Source organism: Streptomyces sp. NRRL S-37 (genome assembly GCF_000721605.1).
Taxonomy (GTDB): domain Bacteria; phylum Actinomycetota; class Actinomycetes; order Streptomycetales; family Streptomycetaceae; genus Streptomyces.
The window spans coordinates 28,600-53,569 of sequence record NZ_JOIZ01000009.1; the positions used below are offsets into that span (position 1 = coordinate 28,600).

Consider the following 24,970-nt stretch of genomic DNA (forward strand, 5'->3'; position numbering starts at 1 on the left):
GCGGCGGTAGCGGGAAGTGCCCGCGTCTGCTGGACGACCGGCAGGAGGGCCGGCGCGCATGCTCTCCGTACACACCGCATTTCGGAAGCGGCGACGGAGAAGGAGGAGAGCGGCATGAGTGCTTCAGCAGCGCTGGCGGCGGCCGCCGAGGGCGGGATCATCGGCGACGGGCGGACCGGCGCCAACCTGGCCCTCGGGGTGGGGGCGCTCGGCCTGGCCATCGGCCGGCTGGCCCTGGCCCGCGCCGGCGGCCGGATCAGCGTCGGTCACGCGCGCGTCGGCGGGATGTCGGCCATCGCGGTGGGAACGGTCGGTACGGTCCTCGCGGTGCTGCACGCGGCCACCTCCAGCGGCGGTCCCGGCACCGGCAACGGGCTCGTCGGCGCCGTCGTGGCCATCCCGCTGGGGCTGGGCGCCGTGCTCCTCGGCCGCCGGGTACTGACCCGGTGCCGTCGCGCCGGCCGGTCCGCCGATCGGACGCCCGTCTGACTTCCCCGGTCACGACGGGCGTGTCACCCGGGAGGAGACCGACAGGCCGGGCATGCGGGCGGTCAGCACCTGATGACGGCCCGGTCCGCAGCTGAGGCCGCGGCGCGGCGTGCGGGAGCCCGGTGCGCGGACGCTCCGGGGCGGCCGGCACCCGGTCGGCGAAGGCCGGATCGTACTCCGGCACCGGCCTCCCGCCACCGCGCGGCACATCGCCGCTCACGTGGCGCCGACGCGCACCGATTCCGCCGTGGCCTCGATCGCGCACTGTCTCGTTCGTGCCGAGGGCGCCGGGCACGAGGTGCCGGTGGATCTCGAAGGTGATGCCGGCTCGGCCGGCCTTCTCGATCGGCTGCCGCCGGCCGTCGGGGCAGGGGTGCGGGAACGGCCGTGAGGCGTCCCGGGGATGGTGCGGCAGGGAGTCCGGATACCGCGCCGAGCCCGGACCGCGCCGGCCTTCCGTTCCCCGGCATGCTCACCGGAGCGCGTCACCTCGTGCACCGGGACCCGCTCCACCCGCCCCTCGGCCACAGCGACCGCGGATGCCCGGACGCTGTGAGGAACGGCCCCGTCCCGCTCGACGCGGTCATCGTCCCGCGGAGGAACCCGGGCCGCCCGGGGGCGTGGCCGGGGTCCGCCGGCCGGTGGTCAGTTCGGCCCAGACGACACGTCCGGCCCGGCCCGGGGCGCGGGTGACCGCCCAGTCGCTGCTCAGCGCGTCGACCAGGAGCAGCCCGCGTCCGTGCTGGTCGTCGGGGCCGGGGCGGCGGAGCATGGGCGGCTTCGGGCCGCGGGCCTGGTCCTCGACCTCGACGCGGATCCGGTCCGCCCGTATGTGCAGCCGGCAGACGATCCGCTCACCGGCCGCGTGGGTGAACGCGTTGGTGAGAAGCTCCGAAGCCACGATGACAGCGTTGTCGCACACCTCGTCGGCGACGCCCCGCGCGGTGAGCAGGTCCCGCACGCCGTGACGGGCGGCACGGACCGGGGCGGGGGCCGCCGGCAGGTCGAACACGCGGGTCTCCGCACGGGGCCCGGAGGCGAGACGGCCGTGGCCGTCCGGCTGGGGGAGTGGAGCCGTCGGCTCGCCTCCGGGCGGTCCGGGGGAGGAGGGCCCCTGCCCGGCGTGGTGCTGCGGCCTGGGTAAGGGGAGCCGAGCCATCTCCGTGTGCCTTTCGTCTGCCTGCGCACCGGGGTCCGTCGTGCACAGGCCGCGGTCGACCGGCCGGTGCGGTACGGCCCTTCAGCGGGCCGGGGTGCGGTGCGGACACTCTGGCACCCGTCAACGGCGGCTCGCAACCGGCAAGTTGAAAATTGCAACCGGCCGCGTGCATGCTGCTTCCGTCGACGGCCGGCCGAACGTGTCCGTACCGGTCGCCCGCATGAGACGGTGAGCCCGGAACACCCGATGTGAGGGGGCACGGCGTGACCGCGGAGACCGACTGGGGCGGTGCCCCCTCCGTCCTGCGCATGATCCTCGGCAGACAGCTCGAGGAGTTACGCGTCCGGGCCGGTCTGACCTACGAGGAGGCGGGCACCGCCATCGGGGTCAGCCACTCCACGATCCGCCGGATGGAGGCCGCCAAGGTGGCCCGGCTCAGACTCGCCGACGCAGAGAAGCTGCTCCGCGTCTACGGCGTGACCGACCAGCAGGAGATCGACGCCTTCCTGAAGTCGGCCCGTGAGGCCAACAAGCGGGGCTGGTGGCACACCTACCGGGATGTCATGCCGGACTGGTTCGCCGCCTACCTCAGCCTGGAACAGGCCGCCCTGCAGATCCGCGCCTACGAGAGCCAGTTCGTCCACGGGTTGCTGCAGACGGAGGCGTACGCCCGCGCCCTGCTGAACGCCGGCAACCCGCACGCCCCGGCGGAGGCCACCGAGCGCCGGATCGCCCTGCGGATGCGCCGGCAGGAACTGCTCGGCCGCGAGACGCCACCGCGGGTGTGGGTGGTGATGGACGAGACGGTGCTCCGCCGGCCGGTCGGGGGCCCGGAGGTGATGCGGGCCCAGATCGGCCACCTCATCGAACTGCACCGCCTGCCGCAGGTGACGCTGCAGATCATGCCGTTCGCCGGCGGTCCCCACCCGGCCATGCGCGCCGGGTCCTTCCAGCTCTTCCGGTTCCGGGCACGTGAACTGCCCGACGTCGTCTACCTCGACGGCCTGATCGGCGCCGTCTACCTGGACAAGGGCGAGGACGTCGTGGTGTACCGCGAGGCCCTCGACCGGACCGGTGCCCAGGCGACACCCGTGACCGGGACCGAGGCCGTGCTCGACCGGATCCGCAAGGACCTCTGACCGGCACCGCCCGCCCCGCGAACCCGCCCCGGGACCACGACCCGCGAAGGAGACACCAAGGTGACCGAGAACGGATGGCCGGCCGACCGCATCGACACCGAGAGCGCGCACTCCGCGCGGATCTACGACTACATCCTCGGCGGCAAGGACTACTACCCGGCGGACCGGGAGGCCGGCGACGCCATGGTCCGGGAGTGGCCCGCCCTGCCCGTGCACATGCGCGCCAACCGGGACTGGATGAACCGGGCGGTCCGGTGGCTCGTCGAGGAGGCGGGCATGCGCCAGTTCCTCGACGTCGGCACCGGCATACCCACCTCCCCGAACCTGCACGAGATCGCCCAGTCGGTGGCTCCCGACGCACGCGTGGTCTACGTCGACAACGACCCCATCGTCCTCACTCTCTCCCAGGGGCTCCTGGCCAGCACACCCGAGGGCAGGACGTCGTACATCGAGGCGGACTTCCGCGACCCGGCGAGCATCCTGGACGCCCCCGAACTGCGGCGGACCCTCGACCTGGACCGGCCGGTGGCCCTCACGGTCATCGCCATCGTCCACTTCGTCCTCGACGAGGACGACGCCGTGGGCATCGTCCGCCGCCTGCTGGAGCCGCTTCCCCCGGGCAGCCACCTGGCCATGACGATCGGCACCGCGGAGTTCGCCCCCGAGGAGGTGGGGCGGGTGGCCCGCGAGTACGCGGCCCGCGGCATGCCGATGCGGCTGCGCACCGCCGACGAGGCCCACGAGTTCTTCGAAGGCCTGGACCTGGTCGGGCCGGGCCTCGTCCAGGTCCACAAGTGGCACCCGGACGGCACCGGCGAACAGGGCATCCGCGACGAGGACATCGCGATGTACGGAGCGATCGCCCGCAAACCGTAGAGTCCCGGTCCGCGTCCGCGCCGGGGGCCGTACAGACCGGCGCCGGCGCGGGCCGCCGGACCCGGCGCGTTCCGCTACCGGCCCGAAGACCGGTGCGTCGCGGATGAATTCCGGCGGCCGGGCCCGCCGATGCCGGCGGTGATGCCGTGCGCGTACGCCATCGTGCCGCTCATGAGCGACCCCGAACACATCGGCCCGGCCGGCGGCGGCAGACCGGCGCACAGCCGGAAGCCGATGACCGGCCGTGACCCGGAGGAGCCGGGCAGGTCCGCCACACCCCTGGAACCGCTGTTCGACCTCACGTTCGTGGTGGCGGTGGGCGCCGCGGCCTCCCGCTTCGCCGAGATGCTCGCCGAGGACCACACCCTGGAGGCCGTCGGCGCCTTCACCCCGGCGATGCTCGCCCCGTTCGTCGCCGTGGCCGGCTACGAGACGGTCGGCCACCGCCACCAGCGGCGGATGCTGCGCGAGCTCGGCGCGGGGTGACGGCCCGCCGGGCCCGGGGCCCGTCCGCGCGGGCCACCGACGCGTCGACGTCGCGTTTCCGTGCCGTCCACGCGGCCGCAAGGTGCCGTTGGTGCCGGGGAACGGCAGGGTGTGTGGGTCTCGTGAGGGTCACCAAGTGACCTCCGGAGCAGACGGGTTGCCGCGGCCGAACTGATAAGATCACCGAAACTTTCAGCAGGCTGGCGGCGCGTCATGAACGCGTACGGGGGACAGTCTCTAAGGCCCCATCGCTGAGGAGTTGAGGTTTGGTCCGCCGTAGGCCCGCGCCGTTCGACGGCCCGGACCCGTCCCACGCATGCGCGGATCTGACCGGACTCCCGGCGCGATGCGACTTGAAGAGAGTCTCATGACGTCATTGATCGGGGATCCGCTGCTGTGGATCCTGCTTGTGGTGCTCGCCGCTGCGGTGTTCGCAGTACGGCGGGCCCGGAGAACCAATCTGGCACTCCGAAGAACGAAGAAGGACCTGGAGGCCCGGCTGGACCAGGCCCAGGGCCGGATCGGCGAGCTCCAGGGACACATCGGCTCCCTGGAGACCCGGCACCGCGATGATCTCGCGGACGTCCGGGCGGACGCGGAGTCGTCGACCAAGGCGGTGCTCAAGTCGGCGATGGGCACGCTCCAGTCGCTCGCCGAGGAACAGCAACTGCTGCTGGACGGGCTGCTGCAGAAGTACGGCAACGACACCGAGGTGCTGGCGGACCTGATGTCGGTGGACCACACCGGCAGCCAGTTCAGCCGCCGGGCCAAGGGCATCTCGGTGCTGTGCGGCGGCTGGCTGGGCCGGCGCGAGAGTGTGGCGACCGTCTACGACGTGGCCCGCAGCGCGCAGGGACGCATCAAGGACTTCAACCGGGTGAGCATCCACGCGCAGGCCAGCGTCGCCGTCACCAGCAAGGCCGTCGAGCCGGTGGCGGTGGTGCTCGCCGAGCTGCTGGACAACGCGACCACGTACAGCGCCCCGGGCACACCGGTCGAGGTCAACATCCAGGCCGTGCCGACGGGTGTGTGCTTCATCGTCGACGACGCCGGTCTGGGCATGGACCAGGAGACCAAGGACCGGGCGGCGGCGCTGCTGTCCGCCGACGGCCCCGTCGACATCACCGGTCTCGGCGACCCGCCCCGGTTCGGGTTCGCGGTGTGCGGCATGCTCGCCTCGCGGTACGGCTTCGCCGTCTCCGTCGGTTCGGTGTCCCCCTACGGCGGAGTGCGCGCAGTGATCCGAGTACCGGAAAGCCTTCTGGCGGCCGAGGCCGTCATCCCCGCCGAACCCGTCCGGGAGCCCGCCGGCCAGGGTGGGGAGAGCGCCCCGCAGCGGCTGGCGCCCGTCCCGGTCGGCCCCTCCCACGTAGTGGGCACGACGACCGGCGGACTGCCCAAGCGCCGCCGGCGCCAGGGGCCCATCTCGGTGGTGCCGGCGCCGCAGGACACGGCAGCCGTCGACCAGCAGACGTCCGAGTCGGCCGGCGAGGTGACCGCGTCACGCCTGGGGGCGTTCGCGCGCGGTACCCAGCTCGGGCGGACCAACACCACGGAAGGACCTGACCACCAGTGAACACCGACCTGTCGTGGGTGCTGAACGACGTGCTCGAGGTGCGTGGAGCCCGCCACGCGGTCCTCGTCTCGGGCGACGGCCTGCTGCTGCAGCGTTCGGACGAGATCTCACGCGACGACGCCGAGACGAACGCCGCCGCGATGAGCTCCATGCAGTCCCTGAGCCGGGCGGTCGCCGGCTTCGTCGGGGCGGGGCACGGCATCTGGAAGCAGACGCTGCTGGAGTACGACGGCGGCTGGATCTTCCTCATCGCGGCCGGGCAGGGCGCCTACCTGGCCGTCTCGGCGGCACTGGACGTCGACATGGAGGCCATGTCGTTCCGCATGCAGAAGACGGTGGCGGCGCTGAGCAAGGCGATGAGCGTGGCCCCACGCTCCGACAACGGTGTCGGCGTATGACGACGCCCGGCGAGGAAGCACCCGTCACCAGCGACTTCGTCCGCTCGTACGTGATCACGGGCGGCCGGAGCCTGCCGTCCTCGGACGAACTGGCGCTGCACACCTTGGTCACCCTGGCTCCCGAGCGGACGCTTCCGCTGGGGGCCGGCCCCGAGGTCAGGGCGATCTGGGAACTGTGCGCGGGCGGCTACCTGTCGGTCGCCGAGGTGGCGGGCCACCTCGGCCTGCCCGTCGGAGTGGCCCGGCTGCTGCTCACCGATTTAGCGGAGCAGGGGCACCTGCTCCGACGGGCCGAGCCTCCCCGGGCCCAGAACGTTGACAGAGCGACCCTCGAGAAGGTTCTGAATGGACTCCAATCCCTCATCGGCTGAGACGGCGCAGAAGTCCATCTACGTCTCCAGCGCGGTGACCAACGCCGCCAAGATCCTCGTCGTCGGGCACTTCGCCGTGGGCAAGACGACCTTCATCGGCTCGCTGTCGGAGATCACTCCGCTGCGCACCGAGGAGAAGATGACCCAGGCGTCCGTCCACGTCGACGACCTGCGGGGGGTGGCGGACAAGACCACCACCACGGTCGCCCTGGACTTCGGCCGTCTCACCCTGAGCGACGACCTGGTGCTCTACCTGTTCGGCACCCCGGGACAGCAGCGCTTCATGCAGCTGTGGGAGGACATGGCCCGCGGCGCGCTCGGGGCGCTGCTCCTGGTCGACCCAGGACGCCTGGAGGAGACCTTCCCGGTCATCGACCTCATCGAGCGGTACGGCCTGGAGTACGCCATCGCCGTCAACTGCTTCGACCCCGCCGTCACCTACGGCGAGGCCGAGGTGCGCGAGGCACTCGACCTGCTCCCGGACACCCCGGTCGTCTACTGCGACGCCCGCGACCAGCAGTCGTCCGCCAAGGCGCTGATCGCCCTGGTGAGACACCTGCTGGACCGCGCGGCCTGACCGCCCCGCGCCCGCCCGGACCGGGAACAGCGGTTCTCCGACCTCTAAGGAACTTCATGGACCCCCAAGCACCGTCTGCCGCCACCGTCGGCAGATGCCCCATGCACGACGCCGCGTTCGCCGCCGACCCCCACCAGGTCTACGACCGGCTGCGCGCCCACGCCCCGGCCGGCCCCGTCGAGCTCGCCCCCGGCGCGGACGCCACGCTGGTCGTCGGCCACGAGACGGCGCTGCGCGTGCTGCAGAACACCGAACTGTTCGCCCGTGACGCCCGCCGCTGGAAGGCGCTGAACGAGGGCCGCATCGGCCTGGACAACCCGGTGCTGCCGATGATGGCGTACCGGCCCAACTGCCTGTTCACCGACGGGGCCGTGCATCTGCGGCTGCGCAAGGCCGTGGTGGACAGCCTGGCCCGGCTCAACATCACCCGGATCCGGCGCGACGTCGAGCCGATCGCCGACTACCTCCTCGACCGGTTCAGCGAGCGGGGCCGCGCCGACCTGCTCAACGACTACGCCAAGCTGCTGCCGCTGCTGCTGTTCAACAAGCTGTTCGGCTGCCCGGCGGACATCGGGGACACCCTCACCACCTCTATGTCGGCGATCTTCGACGGCAAGGACGCGCTGCGCGCCAACGAGGACCTCACCGCCTGCCTGATGGAGCTGATCGCGCTCAAGCGGCGCTCGCCTGGTGACGACGTCACCTCCTGGCTGATCCAGCACCCCGCCGGGCTCACCGACGAGGAGCTCAAGGACCAGCTGGTGATGCTGATGGGCGCCGGCGTCGAACCCGAACGCAACCTCATCGGCAACGCCCTGGTGCTGCTGCTGTCCGGGGCGGGCGGCCGGGACAGCGGCATGCTGATCGAGGAGGCCCTCGAGCACGTGCTGTGGAACCAGACGCCCATCGCCAACTACGCCACCCACTACCCGGTCCAGGACGTCGACCTCGGCGGCCACGTGGTGGAGGCGAACACCCCGGTCGTCATCTCCTTCGCGGGCGCCAACGCCGATCCCGCGCTCGCCGAGGCCCGCCGCGCCCACAGCAAGGGCGCCCATCTCGCCTGGGGGGCCGGCCCGCACGCCTGCCCCGCCAAGGACCCGGCGCAGGTCATCGCGGTCACCGCGATCGAACGGCTCCTCAACGCACTGCCCGACCTCGCCCTGGCCGTACCGGAGAAGGACCTCCAGTGGCGGCCGGGCCCCTTCCACCGGGCCCTCGTCGCCCTGCCCGTGACCTTCAGCCCCACCGCCGCCACCCGGATGGCGGCCGCGCTGCGGAACCGGACCCCGGAACCGGGTGCGCAGCAGCCCTTCCCGGCGGCCGCGTCCGCGCAGGTCCGGCAGGAACCGGGACGGAAGAAGGGATTCTGGAGCAGTTTCCTGGACATCTTCCGTGTCTGATGCACGGCATGTGACAGGAGCAACACACAGGGGCGCATGACACGGGAGGGCGGAGGGGTAGGTTCCGGCGGTACTGATCGGTAGCGCCCACTCAAAGGAGCTCTGCGTGACCGCCGTTGGCGACATACGCGGCACCATCCACGACCGCCGAGCCGTCATCTCCCTTCTCCGCCGCCTACGTTCCCCGGAAGGGCAGGCCGACCCCCTTCCCATATGGGAGGAGATGCGCGCCCTGGGGGACGTCGTACGCGCCCCCTGGGGCGGCTATTTCGTCACCGGCTTCGAGGCATGCAGCCAGGTCCTGCGCGGCAGGAACTGGCTGGTGCCGGACTTCGCCTGGCAGGAGCGGCAGCCCGACCCGGAGCGCTGGCAGGCGCCCGCCACCCGCGAGATGAGCCGCACCCTGCCCAGCCTCAACGCCCCGGCCCACACCTGCCGGCGACGCGCCCTGGGCAACCCGTTCGACCGCACCACCCTGGAGGGCCTGCGCCCCCGGGTCGCCGCCCTCGCCACCGGCCTCCTGGACGACCTCGAGGACCGGCTGCGCGCCGACGGGGAGGCCGACTTCGTCACCACCGTCGCCGAGCGGCTCCCCCTGCTGACCGTGGGCGCCTGGCTCGACATCCCCCCGGAGCACCACGCGCACATCCTGGACTTCACCCACCGGCAGGTCTACGCCCAGGAACTGCTGCCCACCAAGAGCGAACTCGCCGTATCGGCACAGGCCACGCTGGAGATGCGGGCCTACTTCACCGAGCTGATCCGGCAGCGGCGGGCCCGCCCCGGCAACGATGTCCTCACCGGCTGGATCCACCACTGGGACGCCCGGTACCCCGACGACCGGGCCGCCGCGGACCAGGTGATCTACGACCTGACGATGTTCATCACCATCGCCTCGCTGGAGACCAGCGCGGTGCTGCTGGCCAACGCCGTGTGGTTCCTCACCCAGGACCCCTCGCGCGCCGCATGGCTGCGCCGGCACCCGCGGCACATCGACGACGCGGTCGAGGAGACCCTGCGCTACGACCCGCCCGTGGTCGTCAACACCCGTGTCGCCGCCGACGACACCGTCCTCGCCGGCACACCGGTCGCCAAGGACACCACCGTCCACGTGCTCTACGGGGCGGCCGCCCACGACCCCCGCCGCAACCCGGACCCCCACCGGTTCGACATCCGGCGCGGCGGCGGCCACCTCACCTTCGGCGGCGGCGCCCACTACTGCCTCGGAGCGGCACTCGCCCGGCTGGAGGCCCGCGAGCTGCTCACCCAGGTGCTGGAGCGCTTCCCCACGCTGCGGCCCCTCGCACCCCCCTCCTACGACACCTCCCGCGTCGTCTTCCGCCGCATCACCTCCCTGAAAGTCACCGCATGAACGCCCTGCCCCTCGCCGCACTCCCCGCCGACCGGATACTCAAGACCCTGCGCACCCACCGGCAGGGTCCTCTCCTCACCGTCGAACTGAACGTCCCCGACCAGGGCAACGCCGTCACCGACGCCATGCTGGACGACCTCCTCACCGTCCTCGACGACCAGGACCCGGCGGTACGGGTCCTGGTGCTGGCCGCCGCCGGCGACGACTTCTGCCTCGGCGGCGACCGCGGCGAGTTCGCCGAGCACCTCGCCCTCGACCCCACCGGCGGCGGCATCCGCGCCTCCGGGACCCGGGCCCGGCGCGTGTGCGAGGCACTCACCGCCAACCCCGCCGTCACCATCGCCCGGGTCCAGGGCAGGGCCGTCGGCGCCGGACTCGCCCTCGCCCTCGCCTGCGACCTGCGCGTCGGCGCCGACACGGCGGCCTTCCGCCTGCCCGAACTCGCCCTCGGCCTGCCCACCGCCTGGGGCGGGCTGCTTCCCCGCCTCATCAGCGAGGCGGGGGCCGCCCGCGTCCGCGACATCATCCTCACCGGGCGCGTCTTCGACGCCCACGAGGCCCACACCCTGTCGATCCTGCAGAAGGTCGTGCCCGAGGACGCCCTCGACGCGGCCGTCACAGCCTGGGCCCGGCCCGTCCTGCGGCGCCCGGCCCCCGCCCTGCGGGTCACCAAGGCCCTGCTGAACTCGCTCACCGCGTCCACCCGCCTCGCCGACGTCTCGGTCCTCGATCCCGAGCTGATGGCGGCGGTCCTCACCCAGCAGCACCGGCCCGGCTGACCACGGGCGTACCGCTCTGCGGACGGACGCGGTGATCCGCGCCGGTCAGGGACGCCCGCGCGGCCGCGAGCGCGGCGAGCGGACCGGCCCGTTCGGCATCGTGGGCGGCCGGGGCGTGGCGATCGGGTCCTTCCGGTCGTCGTGGCCGGACACAGGGGAACCGTCGCAGGGAAAGCGGTCAGGGCGTGTCCTCTTCCCGGGGCAGGATCGGCACCATGCCGAAAACCTCAGCCCGACTGCTGTCCCTGCTCTCCCTGCTCCAGGCCCGCCGCGACTGGCCGGGGGCGCTGCTGGCCGAGCGGCTGGGAGTGAGCCCGCGGACCGTACGCCGCGACGTCGGCCGGCTGCGCGAACTCGGCTATCCCGTCGCGGCCTTCAAGGGCCCCGACGGGGGATACCGGCTGGACGCCGGCACCCGGCTGCCGCCGCTGCTGTTCGACGACGGGCAGGCCGTCGCCCTCGCCGTCGCGCTGCGGACCGCCGCCGCCACGGGCGCCGCGGTCCGGGAGGACGCGGCCCGTGCCCTGGCCACCGTCCGGCAGGTCATGCCCGCCCGGCTGCGCCACCGCGTCGACACCCTGCGGGTGACCGCCGTGGAGCCCGCGGCCCGTCCGCACCCGCCCGTCGACGGCACGCTGCTCATGACGCTGAGCGCCGCCGTCCACGCCGGGGAAGTGCTGCGCTTCGACTACGCTTCCGCCTCCCCGCCGCGCCGGGTGGAGCCGCACCGTCTCGTCAGCCGGGACGGACGCTGGTACCTCGTCGCCTTCGACCTCGACCGCGCCGACTGGCGCGTCTTCCGCGCCGACCGGATCACCCCGCGCAGCCCGACGGGGCCCCGCTTCGCACCGCGCGAGGTGCCCGGAGGCGACGTGGCCGCCTTCGTCACCGGCAGGTTCCGCGGGGCGGACGGCTCCGGCGAGTGGCCCTGCCGCGGCGAGGTGATCCTGGACCTGCCCGCCACCACCGTGGCCCGCCACGCCCACGACGCCGTCGTCGAGGAGCTCGGCCCCGGCCGCTGCCGGCTCGTGACGGGCTCCTGGTCGTGGACCGCCCTGGCCGCCGGCATCGGACGGTTCGACGCCGCCGTCGAGGTCGTCGGCCCGCGGGAACTCAAGGACGCCTTCGCGCTCCTGGCACACCGTTACGCCCGTGCGGCGGCCGGCCCGCCCGGCGCCTGACCCGCGGTCCCGAAAAACCGTTGCGCCCCGGGCCCGGTCACCGGATTCTTGGGCCTCATGCCCTACGTACAGCGTCCCGCGGCGCTCACCGACGTGCCCGCCGTCACCGAACTGCTCAACAGGGTCGACGAGATCGAGATCGGCCGGCCCGAGACCGACCCGCACACCGTCGAGGCCGAGCTCAGGCATCCCGGTACCGACCTGGAGCGGGACTCCTGGCTCACCTGGGACGGGGACCGCCTGGTGGCGTACGGGCTGCTGTGGGACGAGTCCGGCGGCGAGCGCGTCGACATCGACCAGTACGTCCTGCCCGGGCACCAGGGAGCCGCCGCCCGGATGCTGGAGGCGATGGAGGCCAGGGCGCTGGAGAAGGCACGGGAGAACGGGGCGGAACGGGCGGTGGTGCATCTGCACCTCAACGCGGCGCCCACCCTCGACACCGGACTGCTCCGGGCGCGTGACTGGCGGACCGTACGCCGGTACCACGTACTGCGCCGCCCCCTGGACCCCGCACGGGACACGTTCCCCGAGGCGCCCGCCGGCGTCCGGGTGCGGGACTGCGCCGCCGAGGCGGACCGGTCGCGCGTCCACGCGCTGTACCAGGCGTCCTTCGCCGGCCACTTCGACTTCCGGCCGCGCGCCTACGACATGTGGCTGCACGACATCGACGCCCGGGGACTGGACTGGTCCCTGGTGTGGATCGTCGGCACCGAGGAGCTGGGGGACGCCGGCTTCCTGCTCGCGCGGGACGACCGCGAGGCCATGGGATGGATCCGCAGCCTCGGCGTGCTCCCCGCGGCCCGCGGCCGCGGCCTTGGCGGATTCCTGCTGCGGCACGCGTTCGCGGCCTTCGCGGCGCGCGGCCGGGACACCGTCGGGCTCGGTGTGGACACCGGGAACGCCACGGGAGCGCCCCGGCTGTACGACCGCCACGGCATGACGGTCCACTACGCCGTCGACACCTGGGAGGTGACGGTCGGCCGGAGCACCGGCTAGAGCAGGCTGCTCCAGTACGTCCCAAAACGGGTCAGGACCAGCATCACGATCACGCCGTACCAGCCGGCCAGCAGCAGCCAGTGGCTCTCCAGGACCAGGTCCAGGGCGGCGCGGCCGCGCCGGGGCACGGGAAGGACGCCGTGCGCGCAGTTGCGCAGGGTCACGTACCAGAACAGGGCGATGGTCACCACCCAGACGACGGCGCAGTACGGGCAGAGGCGGTTGAGTTCGTACAGCGACTGCCAGATCAGCCAGTGGACGAATCCCACCGCCGCCAGCGCCCCGCCGTTCAGCGCCAGCCACAGCGCCCGGTGCAGCCGTGCCCCCGTCAGCACGGCCACGCCGAGGGCGGCCACCGCGGCGAAGGCGCCCAGGCCGATCAGCATGTTGGGAAAGCCCAGCAGATTCCCCTGCGGGCTCGCCATGGCGCTGCCGCAGCCCACCACCGGGCTGATGTCGCACGACGGGACGTAGTCGGGGTCCTCGAGCAGCCGCCAGTCGTCGACCGCGAGGCGCAGGGAGGCGAGCCAGCCGACGGCCCCGGTCAGCGTCATCAGCCATCCGACGCGTCTGCCCGGCGCCGTCACCGTGCCGGCCGCCCCGCTCATACGGCCCGCCGCCCGCCCGGCGCGGTGCCGGCGGCGGCCGTGCGCCGCCGGTAGACCACGTACGGGCGTACGAGGTAGCCGACCGGCGCGCTCCACACGTGGACGAGCCGGGTGAACGGCCAGGCGGCGAAGAGCAGACAGGCGGTGAGCGCGTGGAGCTGGAACAGCAGCGGGGCCCCGGCGATCGCCCCCGGCTCGGGAGAGAGGGTGAACAGCCCGCGGAACCACACCGAGACGGTGGAGCGGTAGTCGTAACCGGCGCCGAAGACGTTGTGGGCGGCGGTGGCGGTGATGCCGAGCAGCACGGTCGCGGACAGCAGAGGGAAGAGGACCTTGTCGCTGCGGTCGGTGCGGAGCCGGATCCGGCGGCTCAGCAGCCGGCGGGCGCACAGCATGCCGAGCCCGGTGACCATGGCGATCCCGGCGACCGAACCCGCCCACACGGCGACGGTGTGGTACGTGTGCTCGTCGATGCCGGCGGCCTCGGTCCAGGAGGCCGGCACCACGAGACCGGCGGCGTGCCCGCCGATCACCATGAACGCGCCGAGGTGGAACAGCGGGCTGCCCCAGCGCAGCCACCGGTGCTCCAGGAGCTGGCTGGTGCGCGAGGTCCAGCCGAACTGGTCCTGGCGGTAGCGCCAGACGTGCCCGACGGCGAACACCGCGAGGCAGACGTAGGGGACGGCGACCCAGAGGAGCAGGTCGGCTGCGGAGGTGTTCATCGGTGGTCTTCCTGACGGTGCGCGGTGGACGGCGGCGCGAGGGTGGGCGGGGCCTGCTCGGGCGGGACGAACGAGCCCGGCGGCGCGAACTCACCGGCTCCGTAGGCCCCGTACGGGTCGAGCCCGACGTCCTCGTTCGGCGGGCCCTGGGCGGCAAGCTCGGACACCGCCCGCAGATCGGCCTCGGTGGGCGGCGGCAGCAGCGCGGTCAGCGCCGCCAGGACGTGCCGGTAGGGGGAGTCCGCGTCGGTCAGGGCGTGGTGGATCAGTTCGATGCCGCGCCGGTGCTGGCGCAGCGGGGCCTCGCCCCGGCCGGGTCCGGTCAGGGCGGCGAACTCGAGGACGACCGGGAGGTGGTCGGGGAGTTCGCCGGCGTCGGTCTCCCAGCCGGCCGCGCGGTAGCGCTGGGCGAGGGTGAGCAGGGCCATGCCGCGGCGGCGGGTGTCGCCGTGCAGGTAGTAGGTGAGGTAGAGGCCGCTCCTGCGGCGCAGGTCGAACATCTCGACGTAGTGCCGCTCCAGCGCGTCCGTCTCCTGTCCGGCGAACCAGGCGGTGAACTCGGCCAGGTGTTCGGCCGCCGGCGAGGGCGGCAGCGCCCCGACGGTCGCGGCGAGCACCGGCCGGGCGGCGGCGAGACCGGCGTCGGGGTACTGCAGCAGCAGCGACATCAGCCGCAGCAGCAGCGCCCGTCGCTCCGTCTCCTCGGGGGTGGGCGGCGCGGTGCGGAAGGTCCGGTCCGGGCGGCGCAGGGCGGCCCGGACCCGGGTGCGGACGATGCCGGGCACAGTGGCGGGAAGAGGGGTCACGGGTGGCCTCCGGCGGGGGTGTCGGTGGTGCGGCGGCGCAGGGTGGGGATGCCGAGCATCACGCGGCGGCCGTCGCCGGCCCCCGGCTCGCCGGCGGTCTCGACGGGGCAGCGGTTCTCCATCGCGGACAGCGCCGCCGCGTCCTCCTTGTGCGCGGCGGGGACGACGTACCGGTCGGCGTACTTGGCGACGGCGAGCAGCCGGTGCAGGTCCTCGGCCTCCCGCGCGGTCAGCCCGACGGCCTTGAGCACGGTCTCGTCGCCCTCCCCGCGGAGGCTGTGCTCACGCATGTACGAGCGGAGCGCGGTGAGCTTCATCAGGACACCGCCGACCACATCGGTGTCCCCGGCGGTGAACAGCTCCGCCAGGTACTCCAGCGGGATGCGCAGCCGGGTGACGGCGGCGAACACGTGGTCCGGGTCGTCCTGGTCGCCGCCGGCCGCGTCGACGGCGTCGAGGACGGGGGAGAGCGGCGGCACGTACCAGACCATCGGCAGCGTGCGGTACTCCGGGTGCAGCGGCAGCGCCACCCTGTACTTCGACACCAGGGCGTACACCGGGGAGCGGCGGGCGGCGTCCAGCCAGTCCTCGGGGATGCCCGACTCCCGTGCCGCGGCGGCGACTTCGGGGTCGAAGGGGTCGAGGAAGACGTTCCGCTGGGCGTCCAGCAGGTCCTTCTCGTCGGGCGTGGCCGCCGCCTCGCCGACCCGGTCGGCGTCGTACAGCAGCAGACCGAGGTAGCGCAGCCGGCCCACACAGGTCTCGGAGCAGACGGTGGGCTGCCCGGCCTCGATGCGCGGGAAGCAGAACGTGCACTTCTCCGCCTTGCCGGTGGCGTGGTTGACGTACACCTTCTTGTACGGGCACGCCGTCACGCACATCCGCCAGCCGCGGCACTTGTCCTGGTCGACCAGGACGATGCCGTCCTCCGCCCGCTTGTACATCGCGCCGGACGGACAGGCCGACACGCAGGCCGGGTTGAGGCAGTGCTCGCACAGCCGGGGGAGGTGGAAGAGGAAGGTCTGCTCGAACTCGAACCTGACCTTCTCCGCCCACTCCCCGGAGAGGTTGGGGTCGGCGCCGGCGTTCTCCGGGGCACCGCCGAGGCCGTCCTCCCAGTTGGCGCCCCAGGTGATCTCGGTGGGCCTGCCGGTGAGGACCGAGCGGGGCCGGGCGACGGGCATGTCGGGCCCGGCGGGGGCGCTGACGAGGTTGTCGTAGTCGTAGGTGACCGGCTCGTAGTAGTCCTCCAGGGACGGCAGGTCGGGGTTGGAGAACAGCGACAGCAGCCGCCTGACCCGGCCCCCGGAGCGCAGGACCAGCCGCCCGCGCCGGTCGAGCATCCAGCCGCCCTTCCACTGCTCCTGGTCCTCGTAGCGGCGGGGGTAGCCGACACCGGGCTCGGTCTCGACGTTGTTGAACCAGGCGTACTCGACACCGGTGCGGTTGGTCCACGTCTGCTTGCAGGTGACCGAGCAGGTGTGGCACCCGATGCACTTGTCGAGGTTCATCACCATCGCGATCTGGGCCATGACGCGCATTCTCAGTACTCCACTTGCTGGCTGCGGCGACGGATGACGGTGACCTCGTCACGCTGGTTGCCGGTCGGGCCGTAGTAGTTGAAGGCGTAGGTGAACTGTGCGTAGCCGCCGGCGAGATGGGTCGGCTTGAGCAGCAGGCGGGTCAGCGAGTTGTGCATGCCGCCGCGCCTGCCGCTGATCTCCGTCTTCGGCACGTTGATGGTGCGGTCCTGGGCGTGGTACATGTACACGGTTCCCTCGGGCATCCGGTGGGTGACCACGGCCCGGCAGGCGACGACACCGTTGCGGTTGTACGCCTCGATCCACTCGTTGTCCTTGACGCCGATCTTCTCGGCGTCCTGAAGCGACATCCAGATGACCGGGCCGCCGCGGGACAGGTCGAGCATGTACTTGTTGTCCTGGTAGTTGGAGTGGATGGACCACTTCGAGTGCGGGGTCAGGTAGCGGACCGTGACTTCGGCCCGCCCGTCCTCGTGCAGCCGCTCGTCGCCGTACGCCCGCCGGGCGTTCAACGGCGGCCGGAACACGGGCAGTTGCTCGCCGAGTTCGGTCACCCAGTCGTGCTGGACGAAGAAGTGCTGGCGGCCGGTGAGGGTGTGCCAGGGCTTGAAGTGCTCGGTGTTGATGACGAACGGGGAGTAGCGGCGCCCGCCGGTCTCCGAGCCCGACCACTCGTAGGAGGTCATCACCGAGCGCGGCTGGGTGCGGGTGTCGGCGAAGGTGATCCGCTCCGCCTCGCGTTCGGCGGCGAGTTCCACCAGCCCCTCGCTGCCGGTCTGCCGTTCCAGCTCGCGGAAGCCCTCGGTGGCCAGCCGGCCGTTGGTGGTGCCGGACAGGGCCAGGATCGCCTCGCACATGTCGGAGGCGCCGGCCAGCGACGGCCGGCCGGCGGCCACCCCGTCGCGGACGGTCCCGCAGCGCCTGCGCAGGTCCTCGATCTCCCGGTCTGGGTGGACGGTGACGCCCTTGGTGGTGGTGCCCAGGGTGTCGAGGAGCGGACCGACGGCGCGCATCTTCTGCGCGACGGCCGCGTAGTCCCGCTCGACGACCACCAGCCTGGGCATGGTGCGCCCGGGCACCGGCTCGCACTCACCGGTCCTCCAGTCCCGCACCACCCCGCCGGGCTGGGCGAGTTCGTCGGGGGTGTCGTGCGTCAGCGGCACCGCCAGGACGTCGGTGCGCGTCCCCAGATGTCCGGCGGCCAGCTCGCTGAACCGGTCGGCGAGGGTGAGGAAGGTGTCGTAGTCGGTACGGGCCTGCCAGGGCGGGGCGATGGCCGGGGTGAAGGCGTGCACGAAGGGGTGCATGTCCGTGCTGGACAGGTCGTCCTTCTCGTACCAGGTCGCGGCCGGCAGGACGACGTCGGAGAGCAGGCCGGTGGAGGTCATCCGGAAGTCCATGGTGACCAGCAGGTCGAGCTTGCCCTCGGGCGCCTCGTCCCGCCAGACCACCTCCCGCGGGCGCCCTTCCGGCGGGGTCTGTTCGGAGCGGACGTCCGCGTCCGTGCCCAGCAGGTGGCGCAGGAAGTACTCGTTGCCCTTGCCGGAGGAACCCAGCAGGTTCGCCCGCCACACGGTCAGCACGCGCGGGAAGTTGGCCGGGTCGTCGGGGTCCTCGACGGCGAACCGCAGCCGCCCCGACTTCAGTTCGTCCACGATGTGCTCGGCGACCGGACGCCCCCGCTGTGCCGCCTCGTCCGCCAGGTCGAGGGGGTTGCGGTCGAAGCCGGGGTGACCGGGCGTCCAGCCCAGCCGCACGGCCTGCGCCAGGCAGTCGGCGAACGTCTTGCCGGCGAGCTTGCCCTCTCCCACCGGGGAGGCCAGCTCGTCCGCCCCGAACGCCTCGTACCGCCACTGGTCGGAGTTCATGTACCAGTAGGAGGTGCCGGTCATGTGCCGGGTCGGGCGCTGCCAGTCGAAGGCGAACGCCAGGTGCTGGAAACCGGTGAGCGGACGCACCTTCTCCTGGCCGACGTAGTGCGCCCAGCCGCCGCCGTTGACGCCCTGGCAGCCGGTCATCGTGGTCAGTGCCAGAAACGCCCGGTAGATGGTGTCGGAGTGGAACCAGTGGTTGGTGCCGGCCCCCAGCGCGATCATGGAACGGCCGTTGGTGCGCTCGGCGTTGCGGGCGAACTCCCGGGCGATCCGGGCCGCCTGCCGGGCCGGCACGGACGTGATCGTCTCCTGCCAGGCCGGGGTGTACGGCTCGCCGGCGTCGTCGTACGAGGACGGCCAGCGGCCCGGCAGACCCGGCCGCTCCACCCCGTACTGGGCCAGCATCAGGTCGAAGACGGTGGTGACCCGGCGCCCGCCGACGGTGCGCACCGGCACCCCGCGGACCATGGTCGTACCGCCCTCGGCGGCGCCCTCGTCGAAGCGGGGCAGCGTGACCTCGGCCGTCTCCCCGGCCCGCTCCAGCAGGGACAGTTCGGGCGTCACCTCGCCGAGGTCGAGGTTCCAGCGGCCCTGCTCGCCCTTGGCCCAGCGGAAGCCGAGCGAGCCGTTCGGCACGACCGGCCCGCCCGTGGCCGCGTCGATCAGGACGGTCTTGGCGCCGGCGTTCTCCTCCTCGTGGCCGAGGTCGGCGGCGGTCAGGAACCCGTCCGGGACGAGACCGCCGTCCGCGTGCTCGCGCAGGGTGATCAGGAACGGCGCGTCGGTGAACCTGCGCAGGTAGTCCCGGAAGTAGGGCACCTCGCGGTCGACGAGGAACTCCTTCAGGATGACATGGCCCATGGCCATCGCCAGCGCGCCGTCGGTGCCCGGGTGCGGGGACATCCACTCGTCGGCGTGCTTGACGTTGTCGGCGTAGTCGGGGCTGACCGCGACGACCTTGGTGCCGTTGTAGCGGGACTCGGTGAGGAAGTGCGCGTCGGGCGTGCGGGTGACCGGGATGTTGGAACCCCACATGATCAGATAGCCGGCGTTCCACCAGTCCGCCGCCTCCGGCACGTCCGTCTGGTCGCCGAAGACCTGCGGGGAGGCGACCGGCAGATCGGCGTACCAGTCGTAGAACGACAGCAGGGTGCCGCCGATCAGCGACAGGAACCGGGAACCGGCCGCGAAGGACGCCATCGACATCGCCGGGATCGGGGAGAAACCGGTGACGCGGTCCGGACCGTACTCCTTGACGGTGTGCACATGGGCGGCGGCGACCAGCTCGGCCACCTCGTCCCAGCCGGCCCGCACCAGCCCGCCCTTGCCGCGCGCCCGCTTGTAGGCGCGGGCCTTCGCCGGGTCGCCGGTGATCTCCGCCCACGCCGCCACCGGGTCGCCGAGCCGCTTGCGGGCCTCGCGCCACAGCTTCAGCAGCGCACCGCGCACATACGGGTAACGGACCCGGCTGGGCGAGTAGGTGTACCAGGAGAACGACGCCCCGCGCGGGCAGCCGCGCGGCTCGTACTCGGGGCAGTCGGTACCGATCGACGGGTAGTCGGTGGCCTGGTGCTCCCAGGTGATGATGCCGTCCTTGACGTACACCATCCAGGAGCAGGAACCGGTGCAGTTGACGCCGTGGGTGGAGCGCACCACCTTGTCGTGGGACCAGCGGTCCCGGTAGAACCCCTCCCACTTCGGGTCGCCCGCACCGAACACCGCGCGCCCGTCGGACGAGACCTCACGGCGGTTCAGCAGCCTGCGCGCGGCCAGCGGCCAGGTCCCCGGGACGGGCTTCCGTCCCCGGCGTGCGCTCTGATCGTTCTCCATGGCCGACAACGCTAGGTTCCGGCCGCGCGGGCGGCCTTGGGCCGAACGGCCCCGCCCGCTCCTCCTTCCGGCCCGTTCCCCGCCCACCGGCCAGGGCCCCTCGGTGCGCCCCTGCCGCCTCGTGGACGTGGACGCAGCTGTGGTCACGGCTCCGCCTCCTCGTTCCCGCCGACGCGGAGCCTCGTCCTCGCCCGCGCGCCGGTCCGGCGACCGCCTCCCGGGTGAGGGCGGACGGCCCGCCCGCCGCGGGAAGGGACCATCGGCCCACCCGGTCGGGACCGATCGGCCAGGGCGCCGGCCCGGCCCGGTGTACGAGGCTGGTGCCGACCGATCCGGAGGTATCCCGTGCACCACCGCCACCAGCATCCGTGCGGATGTGTCCCCCGCAATCTCCCGTCACGGACGCTGCGTGCGGCACGGACCGGTCACCGTCCGGCCGCCCGGCCCGTCGTCTGCCACGACTCCCGGGCGGCCGGACGCACCCTCACCACGACCCGGGCGCGGAGGGCCCGATGAGCGGCGCACGCGCGATCCGCCGGCAGCACCAGGACGTCACCGACCGGCCGTTCATCGTCATCTGGGAATCCACCCGCGCCTGCCCGCTGGCCTGTCTGCACTGCCGCGCCGAGGCCGTCCCCGACCGCGATCCGCGCGAGCTGGACACGGCCGCGGCCAAGGACCTCCTGGCCCAGGTCGCCGCGTTCGGGCAGCCCGCCCCGCTGTTCGTGATCACCGGCGGCGACCCGTTCCAGCGCCCCGACCTCAACGAGCTGATCACCCACGGCAAGGAGGCCGGCGTCCGCGTCGCCGTGTCGCCGTCCGGCACCCCGACACTCACCCCCGGGCGGCTGCGGGAGGTGCACGAGGCCGGCGCCGTCGGACTCTCCCTCAGCCTGGACGGCTCCACCGCGGAACTGCACGACGGCTTCCGCGGAGTGCCCGGCGTGTACGGCTGGACGCTCGACGCGTGGGACGCCGCCCGCGCCATGGGCATGAAGGTGCAGATCAACACCACCGTCGCCCGGCACAACCTGCACGACCTGCCGGACATCGTCCGGCTCGTCCGCGATCACGGGGCGATGCTGTGGAGCGCCTTCTTCCTGGTGCCCACCGGGCGCGGCCGGCAGCTCGGCGAACTCACCCCCGCCGAGACCGAGGACGTACTCAACTTCGTGTACGACGTCGGCCTCACCGTGCCCGCCAAGACCACCGAGGCCCACCACTTCCGCCGGGTGGCGATCCAGCGCGAGATCCTCGCCGAGGCCGGCGACGACCATGTGGAGGTGCTGGGACTCGGCCCGCTCTACCGGGAGTTGCGGGAGCGCTCCGCCCGGCTCGGCCTGGACGCCGGGGGACGGCGGGCCCGGCGCCCGCCCCTGGACGTCAACGCCGCCCGCGGCTTCGTCTTCGTGGCGCACACCGGCACCGTGCACCCCAGCGGATTCCTCCCCCTGGGCGCCGGCAGCGTGCGCACCCGCCCCCTGACCGAGATCTACCGCACCTCGGAGCTGTTCACCGGCCTGCGGGACCCCGACCGGCTGGGCGGACGGTGCGGGACGTGCGAGTTCCGCCGGGTCTGCGGAGGCTCGCGGTCCCGCGCGTACGGCGTCACCGGCGACCCGTACGCCGAGGAGCCCTGGTGCGGCTACCGGCCGGGATCCTTCACCCGCCGGCCCGATCTGGCGGCGGCCCTCCTCAGCACACTGCCGGACACCGGGGAGCGGCATGAGCGGCGGCCATGACGGCCCCTCCCGGCGGCCCGCCCTCCTGGGCACCGCGGCCGGAGCGGCCCTGACCGTGCTGGCCGTGCTCGCCGCGGGCAGCGGCGGGGACACGGACGGACCGGACACCGCGAGCGGCACCGCCGTCACCCGCACCGTCGAGGTCACCCTGGACGACATGCGCGTACGCCCCGCCCGCATCGACGTCACCGAGGGGACCGTCCTGCGCCTGAAGGTCACCAACACCGACACGCAGCGCCACGACCTCAAGGTCGGGAACGGCCCCGCCACCCCGCTGCTCGCCCAGGGGCAGAGCCGCACCCTCGACCTCGGGCCGGTCACCGAGGACCGCGAGGCCTGGTGCACCCTGCCGGGACACCGCGCGGCCGGCATGACCCTGGACATCGTCGTCCGCGAGACGGCCGCCGCCGACAGCCACGACGGCCACGGCGGGCACTCCTCCGGCGGCACGGGCCCCGACCTCGGCGCCGGCTTCTCCCCGGGCTGGCGGCCGCGCACGGCCGGCCTCGCCCCCGCCCCGGAGGGACGGATCCACAAGCTGGAACTGCGCGCCTCCCGCACCACGGCCGAGGTCGCCCCCGGCGTCGAACAGCGGAGGTGGACCTTCGGCGGCACCGCACCCGGCCCCACCCTGCGCGGCAAGGTCGGCGACGTCTTCGAGATCACCCTGGTCAACGACGACACCATGGGCCACGGCATCGACTTCCACGCCGGATCCCTCGCCCCCGACCGGCCCATGCGCACCCTCCAACCCGGCGAACGCCTCGTCTACCGCTTCCGCGCGGAGAAGGCCGGGGCCTGGCTGTACCACTGCAGCACCGCCCCCATGCTCCAGCACATCGGCAACGGCATGTACGGCGCCGTCGTCATCGACCCGCCCGGCCTGGAGAAGGTGGACCACGAGTACCTCCTGGTCTCCTCCGAGCTCTACCTCGGCACCCCCGGCAGCACCGCCCAGGTGACCAGGATGCGCGAGGGCACCCCCGACGCCTGGGTCTTCAACGGCGTCGCCGCCCAGTACGCGAAGCGGCCCCTGACGCTGAAGGCCGGGGAACGGGCCCGGTTCTGGGTGGTCGACGCCGGGCCCGCCGACCCGGTCGCCTTCCACATCGTCGGAACCGTCTTCGACACGGTGTACAAGGAAGGCGCCTACCTGCTGACACCGGAGCAGCCCGGCGGCGCGCAGGTGCTGGACCTGGCCCCGGCCCAGGGCGGCTTCGTCGAGACCACCTTCCCCGGGGCCGGGCACTACTCCTTCGTCGACCACGACATGCGGCACGCCGAGGCAGGGGCCCACGGCACCGTGGAGGTGAGCCGGTAGTGGACACCGTAGGGCCCTGGTCCCTGGTGCGCTTCGCGCACGTGGCGGGCGCCGCGCTGTGGGTCGGCGGACAGCTCGCCCTGTCCCTGGTGATCCTGCCGCTCGCCAGGCGCCTGCTCGCCCCCGACGCCAAGGACCGCTTCACCGCCGAGGCGGGACGCCGGTTCGGGATGCTCACCGGCGCCCTGTTCCTGCCGGTGCAGCTCGGCACGGGCATCGCCATGGCCTGGCACAAGGGCGTCACCTGGGCCTCCCTCGCCGAACCCGGCTACGGCCGCACCCTGGCCGCCAAACTCGCCCTGTTCGCCGTGGTGATGGCCGCCGCGGCCGGCCACGGCATCGCGCACGCGCGGCACCGCGCCGGCCCGGCCCGCGCCCTCGCCGTCGTCTCCCTCGTCGGCTCCCTGGGCGTCGTCCTCCTCGCCACCGCCCTGCCGGCCACCTGAACGTCCCGCCGGTAGCGGGGCGGTGTGCCGTCGTCGCCGGTCGCGCCCACGCGGCGGCGGCCCCGCACGCCGTCAAGGCGCCGCCGAAGACCCCCAGGGCCCCTCGGCGCGGGGCGGGGGGCCGCCCGGCCCATCGCCCCGGCCCCGGGGGCGGCGCAGGGTGGAGGAGTACGGGCCGTACTCCTCCACACCGGAGGTTCCCCGGACAGCGAGGAGCCACTGTGCAGACCAAGGAGATAGACGCCACCGCCCTGGAGACGCTGCTGGCCGCGGCGGTGGCGGCGCCTTCGATCCACAACACCCAGCCCTGGCGCTTCGGCTTCGACCTGGGCACCCGGGCGGTCACGGTCCACGCCGACCGCAGCCGGGCCCTGGCGCTGGCCGACCCGCACGGACGCGCCCTGTACCTGTCCGCCGGTTCGGCCGTCCTCAACCTGCGGGCCGCCGCGGCCCACCTGGGCTGGGAGCCCGTACCGCACCTGCTGCCGGACCCCCGCGATCCCGAACTGCTGGCCACCGTGCGGCTGACCGTCAGCACGGACCCCTCGCCGGCCCACCGCGCCCTGTACCCGGCCGTGGCACGGCGCCACTCCAGCCGGATGCCGTTCACCGGCCGACCGGTGCCCGAACCGGTCGTCGCCGACATGACCGCCGCCGCGCGGGCCGAGGGTGCCCACCTGTACGTCCCGGACATCCTCCAGACCCGCCGCCTGCTGCGGGTGACGTCGGCGGCCGAACTGCGCAACGCCACGGACGAGGCCCGTACCGCCGAGAGCCGCGCCTGGGTCGCCCCGCCCGGGGCGGGCCCGTACGGCCTGCCGCTCACCGCCGCCCGCCCGCTGGACGCCGCGGGGCGCATGCCGATGCGCGACTTCACCGGCCGGGTTCCCGTGCCGGGACGGTCACGGATGCGGTTCGAACGGCATGCCCAGGTCGCCCTGTTGTGGACCGTCGGCGACCGGCCGCGGGACTGGCTCGCGGCCGGCCAGGCCCTGGAACGCGCGCTGCTGGTGGCCACCGCGCACGGGGTACGGACCTCACTGCTCCACCAGGCCATGGAGTGGCCGGACCTGCGCGAGGCGATGCGGGTCCCCGGCACCCGGTGGTGCCGCCCGCAGGTGCTGATCCGCTTCGGCTACGGACCCGAGGCGAAGGGCACCCCGCGCGCCGCGGCACATCCGGCCGGCCCGCCGTCCGCCGCCGCCCGCCGTTCGGACCTTGATCCGGGGACCGCCGGACCCGGCGACGAGGACTGACGGCCCACCCGTCCACCGCCCT

General features: G+C 73.3%; 23 protein-coding genes. 17 read left to right on the forward strand and 6 right to left on the reverse strand.

Going from position 1 to position 24,970, the window contains the following annotated elements; all coding sequences use genetic code 11:
• The first annotated feature begins 114 nt into the window (after positions 1–114).
• On the forward strand, positions 115–489 hold the full coding sequence (locus IH50_RS0115450) for a DUF6223 family protein (RefSeq protein ID WP_030861612.1): 375 nt from the start codon (positions 115–117) through the stop codon (positions 487–489).
• Between the two features lie 583 nt (positions 490–1,072).
• On the opposite strand, the gene IH50_RS0115460 is transcribed toward IH50_RS0115450, so the two are convergent.
• Complete coding sequence (locus tag IH50_RS0115460; RefSeq protein WP_030861616.1) at positions 1,073–1,501, reverse strand: ATP-binding protein; 429 nt, start codon at positions 1,499–1,501, stop codon at positions 1,073–1,075.
• 410 nt (positions 1,502–1,911) lie between these two features.
• On the opposite strand from IH50_RS0115460, the gene IH50_RS0115465 reads away from it, so the two are divergent.
• The 12 genes from IH50_RS0115465 to IH50_RS0115520 all read left to right on the forward strand — a co-directional run bounded on the left by IH50_RS0115465 (position 1,912) and on the right by IH50_RS0115520 (position 12,802).
• Positions 1,912–2,787, forward strand: a complete 876-nt coding sequence (locus IH50_RS0115465) for a helix-turn-helix domain-containing protein (protein ID WP_030861618.1) — start codon at positions 1,912–1,914, stop codon at positions 2,785–2,787.
• A 60-nt stretch (positions 2,788–2,847) separates the two neighbouring features.
• Positions 2,848–3,663 carry an SAM-dependent methyltransferase gene (locus tag IH50_RS0115470; protein ID WP_030861620.1) on the forward strand — a complete coding sequence of 272 codons (816 nt, stop codon included), beginning with the start codon at positions 2,848–2,850 and terminating at the stop codon, positions 3,661–3,663.
• Positions 3,664–3,834: 171 nt separating this feature from the next.
• Entirely contained in the window at positions 3,835–4,149 is a 315-nt protein-coding gene (locus tag IH50_RS43540; RefSeq protein ID WP_158801238.1) for a hypothetical protein, read from the forward strand.
• A 367-nt stretch (positions 4,150–4,516) separates the two neighbouring features.
• A complete protein-coding gene (locus IH50_RS0115480; RefSeq protein WP_030861624.1) occupies positions 4,517–5,725 on the forward strand; it encodes an ATP-binding protein in 1,209 nt (402 codons plus the stop codon).
• Positions 5,722–6,123: a roadblock/LC7 domain-containing protein gene (locus IH50_RS0115485; RefSeq protein WP_030861626.1), complete on the forward strand. Its 402-nt coding sequence runs from the start codon at positions 5,722–5,724 to the stop codon at positions 6,121–6,123. Before IH50_RS0115480 ends, IH50_RS0115485 begins: the two co-directional genes overlap by 4 nt.
• On the forward strand, positions 6,120–6,494 hold the full coding sequence (locus IH50_RS0115490) for a DUF742 domain-containing protein (protein WP_030827099.1): 375 nt from the start codon (positions 6,120–6,122) through the stop codon (positions 6,492–6,494). The genes IH50_RS0115485 and IH50_RS0115490 overlap by 4 nt, the downstream gene beginning before the upstream one ends.
• Complete coding sequence (locus IH50_RS0115495) at positions 6,469–7,071, forward strand: GTP-binding protein (RefSeq protein WP_030861628.1); 603 nt, start codon at positions 6,469–6,471, stop codon at positions 7,069–7,071. The genes IH50_RS0115490 and IH50_RS0115495 overlap by 26 nt, the downstream gene beginning before the upstream one ends.
• 101 nt (positions 7,072–7,172) lie before the next feature.
• The gene (locus IH50_RS0115500; protein ID WP_037872450.1) at positions 7,173–8,474 is read left to right on the forward strand and encodes a cytochrome P450; all 1,302 of its coding nucleotides are present in this window, start codon (positions 7,173–7,175) and stop codon (positions 8,472–8,474) included.
• 106 nt (positions 8,475–8,580) lie between these two features.
• Positions 8,581–9,846, forward strand: a complete 1,266-nt coding sequence (locus IH50_RS0115505) for a cytochrome P450 (RefSeq protein WP_030861632.1) — start codon at positions 8,581–8,583, stop codon at positions 9,844–9,846.
• Complete coding sequence (locus IH50_RS0115510) at positions 9,843–10,625, forward strand: enoyl-CoA hydratase/isomerase family protein (RefSeq protein WP_030861634.1); 783 nt, start codon at positions 9,843–9,845, stop codon at positions 10,623–10,625. The genes IH50_RS0115505 and IH50_RS0115510 overlap by 4 nt, the downstream gene beginning before the upstream one ends.
• Before the next feature lie 215 nt (positions 10,626–10,840).
• Complete coding sequence (locus IH50_RS0115515; RefSeq protein ID WP_030861636.1) at positions 10,841–11,806, forward strand: helix-turn-helix transcriptional regulator; 966 nt, start codon at positions 10,841–10,843, stop codon at positions 11,804–11,806.
• Between the two features lie 57 nt (positions 11,807–11,863).
• Entirely contained in the window at positions 11,864–12,802 is a 939-nt protein-coding gene (locus tag IH50_RS0115520; RefSeq protein ID WP_030861638.1) for a GNAT family N-acetyltransferase, read from the forward strand.
• Here IH50_RS0115520 and IH50_RS0115525 read toward each other — a convergent pair.
• The 5 genes from IH50_RS0115525 to IH50_RS0115545 are packed head-to-tail and all read right to left on the reverse strand — an operon-like array spanning position 12,799 to position 20,183.
• Positions 12,799–13,356 (reverse strand): vitamin K epoxide reductase family protein, encoded by a 558-nt coding sequence (locus IH50_RS0115525; protein ID WP_037872451.1) that lies wholly within the window; start codon positions 13,354–13,356, stop codon positions 12,799–12,801. The two genes, IH50_RS0115520 and IH50_RS0115525, sit on opposite strands and share 4 nt — an antisense overlap.
• Before the next feature lie 50 nt (positions 13,357–13,406).
• The gene (gene narI / locus IH50_RS0115530) at positions 13,407–14,132 is read right to left on the reverse strand and encodes a respiratory nitrate reductase subunit gamma (protein WP_030861643.1); all 726 of its coding nucleotides are present in this window, start codon (positions 14,130–14,132) and stop codon (positions 13,407–13,409) included.
• A complete protein-coding gene (gene narJ / locus IH50_RS0115535) occupies positions 14,129–14,938 on the reverse strand; it encodes a nitrate reductase molybdenum cofactor assembly chaperone (RefSeq protein WP_030861645.1) in 810 nt (269 codons plus the stop codon). Before narJ ends, narI begins: the two co-directional genes overlap by 4 nt.
• The gene (gene narH, locus IH50_RS0115540) at positions 14,935–16,479 is read right to left on the reverse strand and encodes a nitrate reductase subunit beta (protein WP_030861646.1); all 1,545 of its coding nucleotides are present in this window, start codon (positions 16,477–16,479) and stop codon (positions 14,935–14,937) included. Before narH ends, narJ begins: the two co-directional genes overlap by 4 nt.
• A gap of 2 nt (positions 16,480–16,481) precedes the next feature.
• Positions 16,482–20,183 (reverse strand): nitrate reductase subunit alpha, encoded by a 3,702-nt coding sequence (locus IH50_RS0115545; RefSeq protein ID WP_030861648.1) that lies wholly within the window; start codon positions 20,181–20,183, stop codon positions 16,482–16,484.
• 512 nt (positions 20,184–20,695) lie between these two features.
• On the opposite strand from IH50_RS0115545, the gene IH50_RS0115550 reads away from it, so the two are divergent.
• The 4 genes from IH50_RS0115550 (at position 20,696) to IH50_RS0115565 (ending at position 24,948) form a co-directional block, all read left to right on the forward strand.
• Complete coding sequence (locus IH50_RS0115550) at positions 20,696–21,925, forward strand: TIGR04053 family radical SAM/SPASM domain-containing protein (protein WP_063759491.1); 1,230 nt, start codon at positions 20,696–20,698, stop codon at positions 21,923–21,925.
• A complete protein-coding gene (locus IH50_RS0115555) occupies positions 21,909–23,246 on the forward strand; it encodes a multicopper oxidase domain-containing protein (protein ID WP_030861652.1) in 1,338 nt (445 codons plus the stop codon). The genes IH50_RS0115550 and IH50_RS0115555 overlap by 17 nt, the downstream gene beginning before the upstream one ends.
• On the forward strand, positions 23,246–23,692 hold the full coding sequence (locus tag IH50_RS0115560; protein ID WP_030861656.1) for a hypothetical protein: 447 nt from the start codon (positions 23,246–23,248) through the stop codon (positions 23,690–23,692). The genes IH50_RS0115555 and IH50_RS0115560 overlap by 1 nt, the downstream gene beginning before the upstream one ends.
• Before the next feature lie 221 nt (positions 23,693–23,913).
• The gene (locus tag IH50_RS0115565; protein WP_051767323.1) at positions 23,914–24,948 is read left to right on the forward strand and encodes an Acg family FMN-binding oxidoreductase; all 1,035 of its coding nucleotides are present in this window, start codon (positions 23,914–23,916) and stop codon (positions 24,946–24,948) included.
• The last annotated feature ends 22 nt before the right edge of the window (positions 24,949–24,970 follow it).

Coding starts and splice junctions, on each gene's coding strand:
- IH50_RS0115450 (WP_030861612.1), top strand. CDS start 115: ATGAGTGCTTCAGCAGCGCTGGCGGCGGCCGCCGAGGGCGGGATCATC.
- IH50_RS43540 (WP_158801238.1), top strand. CDS start 3,835: ATGAGCGACCCCGAACACATCGGCCCGGCCGGCGGCGGCAGACCGGCG.
- IH50_RS0115480 (WP_030861624.1), top strand. CDS start 4,517: ATGACGTCATTGATCGGGGATCCGCTGCTGTGGATCCTGCTTGTGGTG.
- IH50_RS0115490 (WP_030827099.1), top strand. CDS start 6,120: ATGACGACGCCCGGCGAGGAAGCACCCGTCACCAGCGACTTCGTCCGC.
- IH50_RS0115495 (WP_030861628.1), top strand. CDS start 6,469: ATGGACTCCAATCCCTCATCGGCTGAGACGGCGCAGAAGTCCATCTAC.
- IH50_RS0115500 (WP_037872450.1), top strand. CDS start 7,173: ATGCACGACGCCGCGTTCGCCGCCGACCCCCACCAGGTCTACGACCGG.
- IH50_RS0115510 (WP_030861634.1), top strand. CDS start 9,843: ATGAACGCCCTGCCCCTCGCCGCACTCCCCGCCGACCGGATACTCAAG.
- IH50_RS0115515 (WP_030861636.1), top strand. CDS start 10,841: ATGCCGAAAACCTCAGCCCGACTGCTGTCCCTGCTCTCCCTGCTCCAG.
- IH50_RS0115520 (WP_030861638.1), top strand. CDS start 11,864: ATGCCCTACGTACAGCGTCCCGCGGCGCTCACCGACGTGCCCGCCGTC.
- IH50_RS0115525 (WP_037872451.1), bottom strand. CDS start 13,356: ATGACGCTGACCGGGGCCGTCGGCTGGCTCGCCTCCCTGCGCCTCGCG.
- narI (WP_030861643.1), bottom strand. CDS start 14,132: ATGAACACCTCCGCAGCCGACCTGCTCCTCTGGGTCGCCGTCCCCTAC.
- narH (WP_030861646.1), bottom strand. CDS start 16,479: ATGCGCGTCATGGCCCAGATCGCGATGGTGATGAACCTCGACAAGTGC.
- IH50_RS0115545 (WP_030861648.1), bottom strand. CDS start 20,183: ATGGAGAACGATCAGAGCGCACGCCGGGGACGGAAGCCCGTCCCGGGG.
- IH50_RS0115550 (WP_063759491.1), top strand. CDS start 20,696: ATGAGCGGCGCACGCGCGATCCGCCGGCAGCACCAGGACGTCACCGAC.
- IH50_RS0115555 (WP_030861652.1), top strand. CDS start 21,909: ATGAGCGGCGGCCATGACGGCCCCTCCCGGCGGCCCGCCCTCCTGGGC.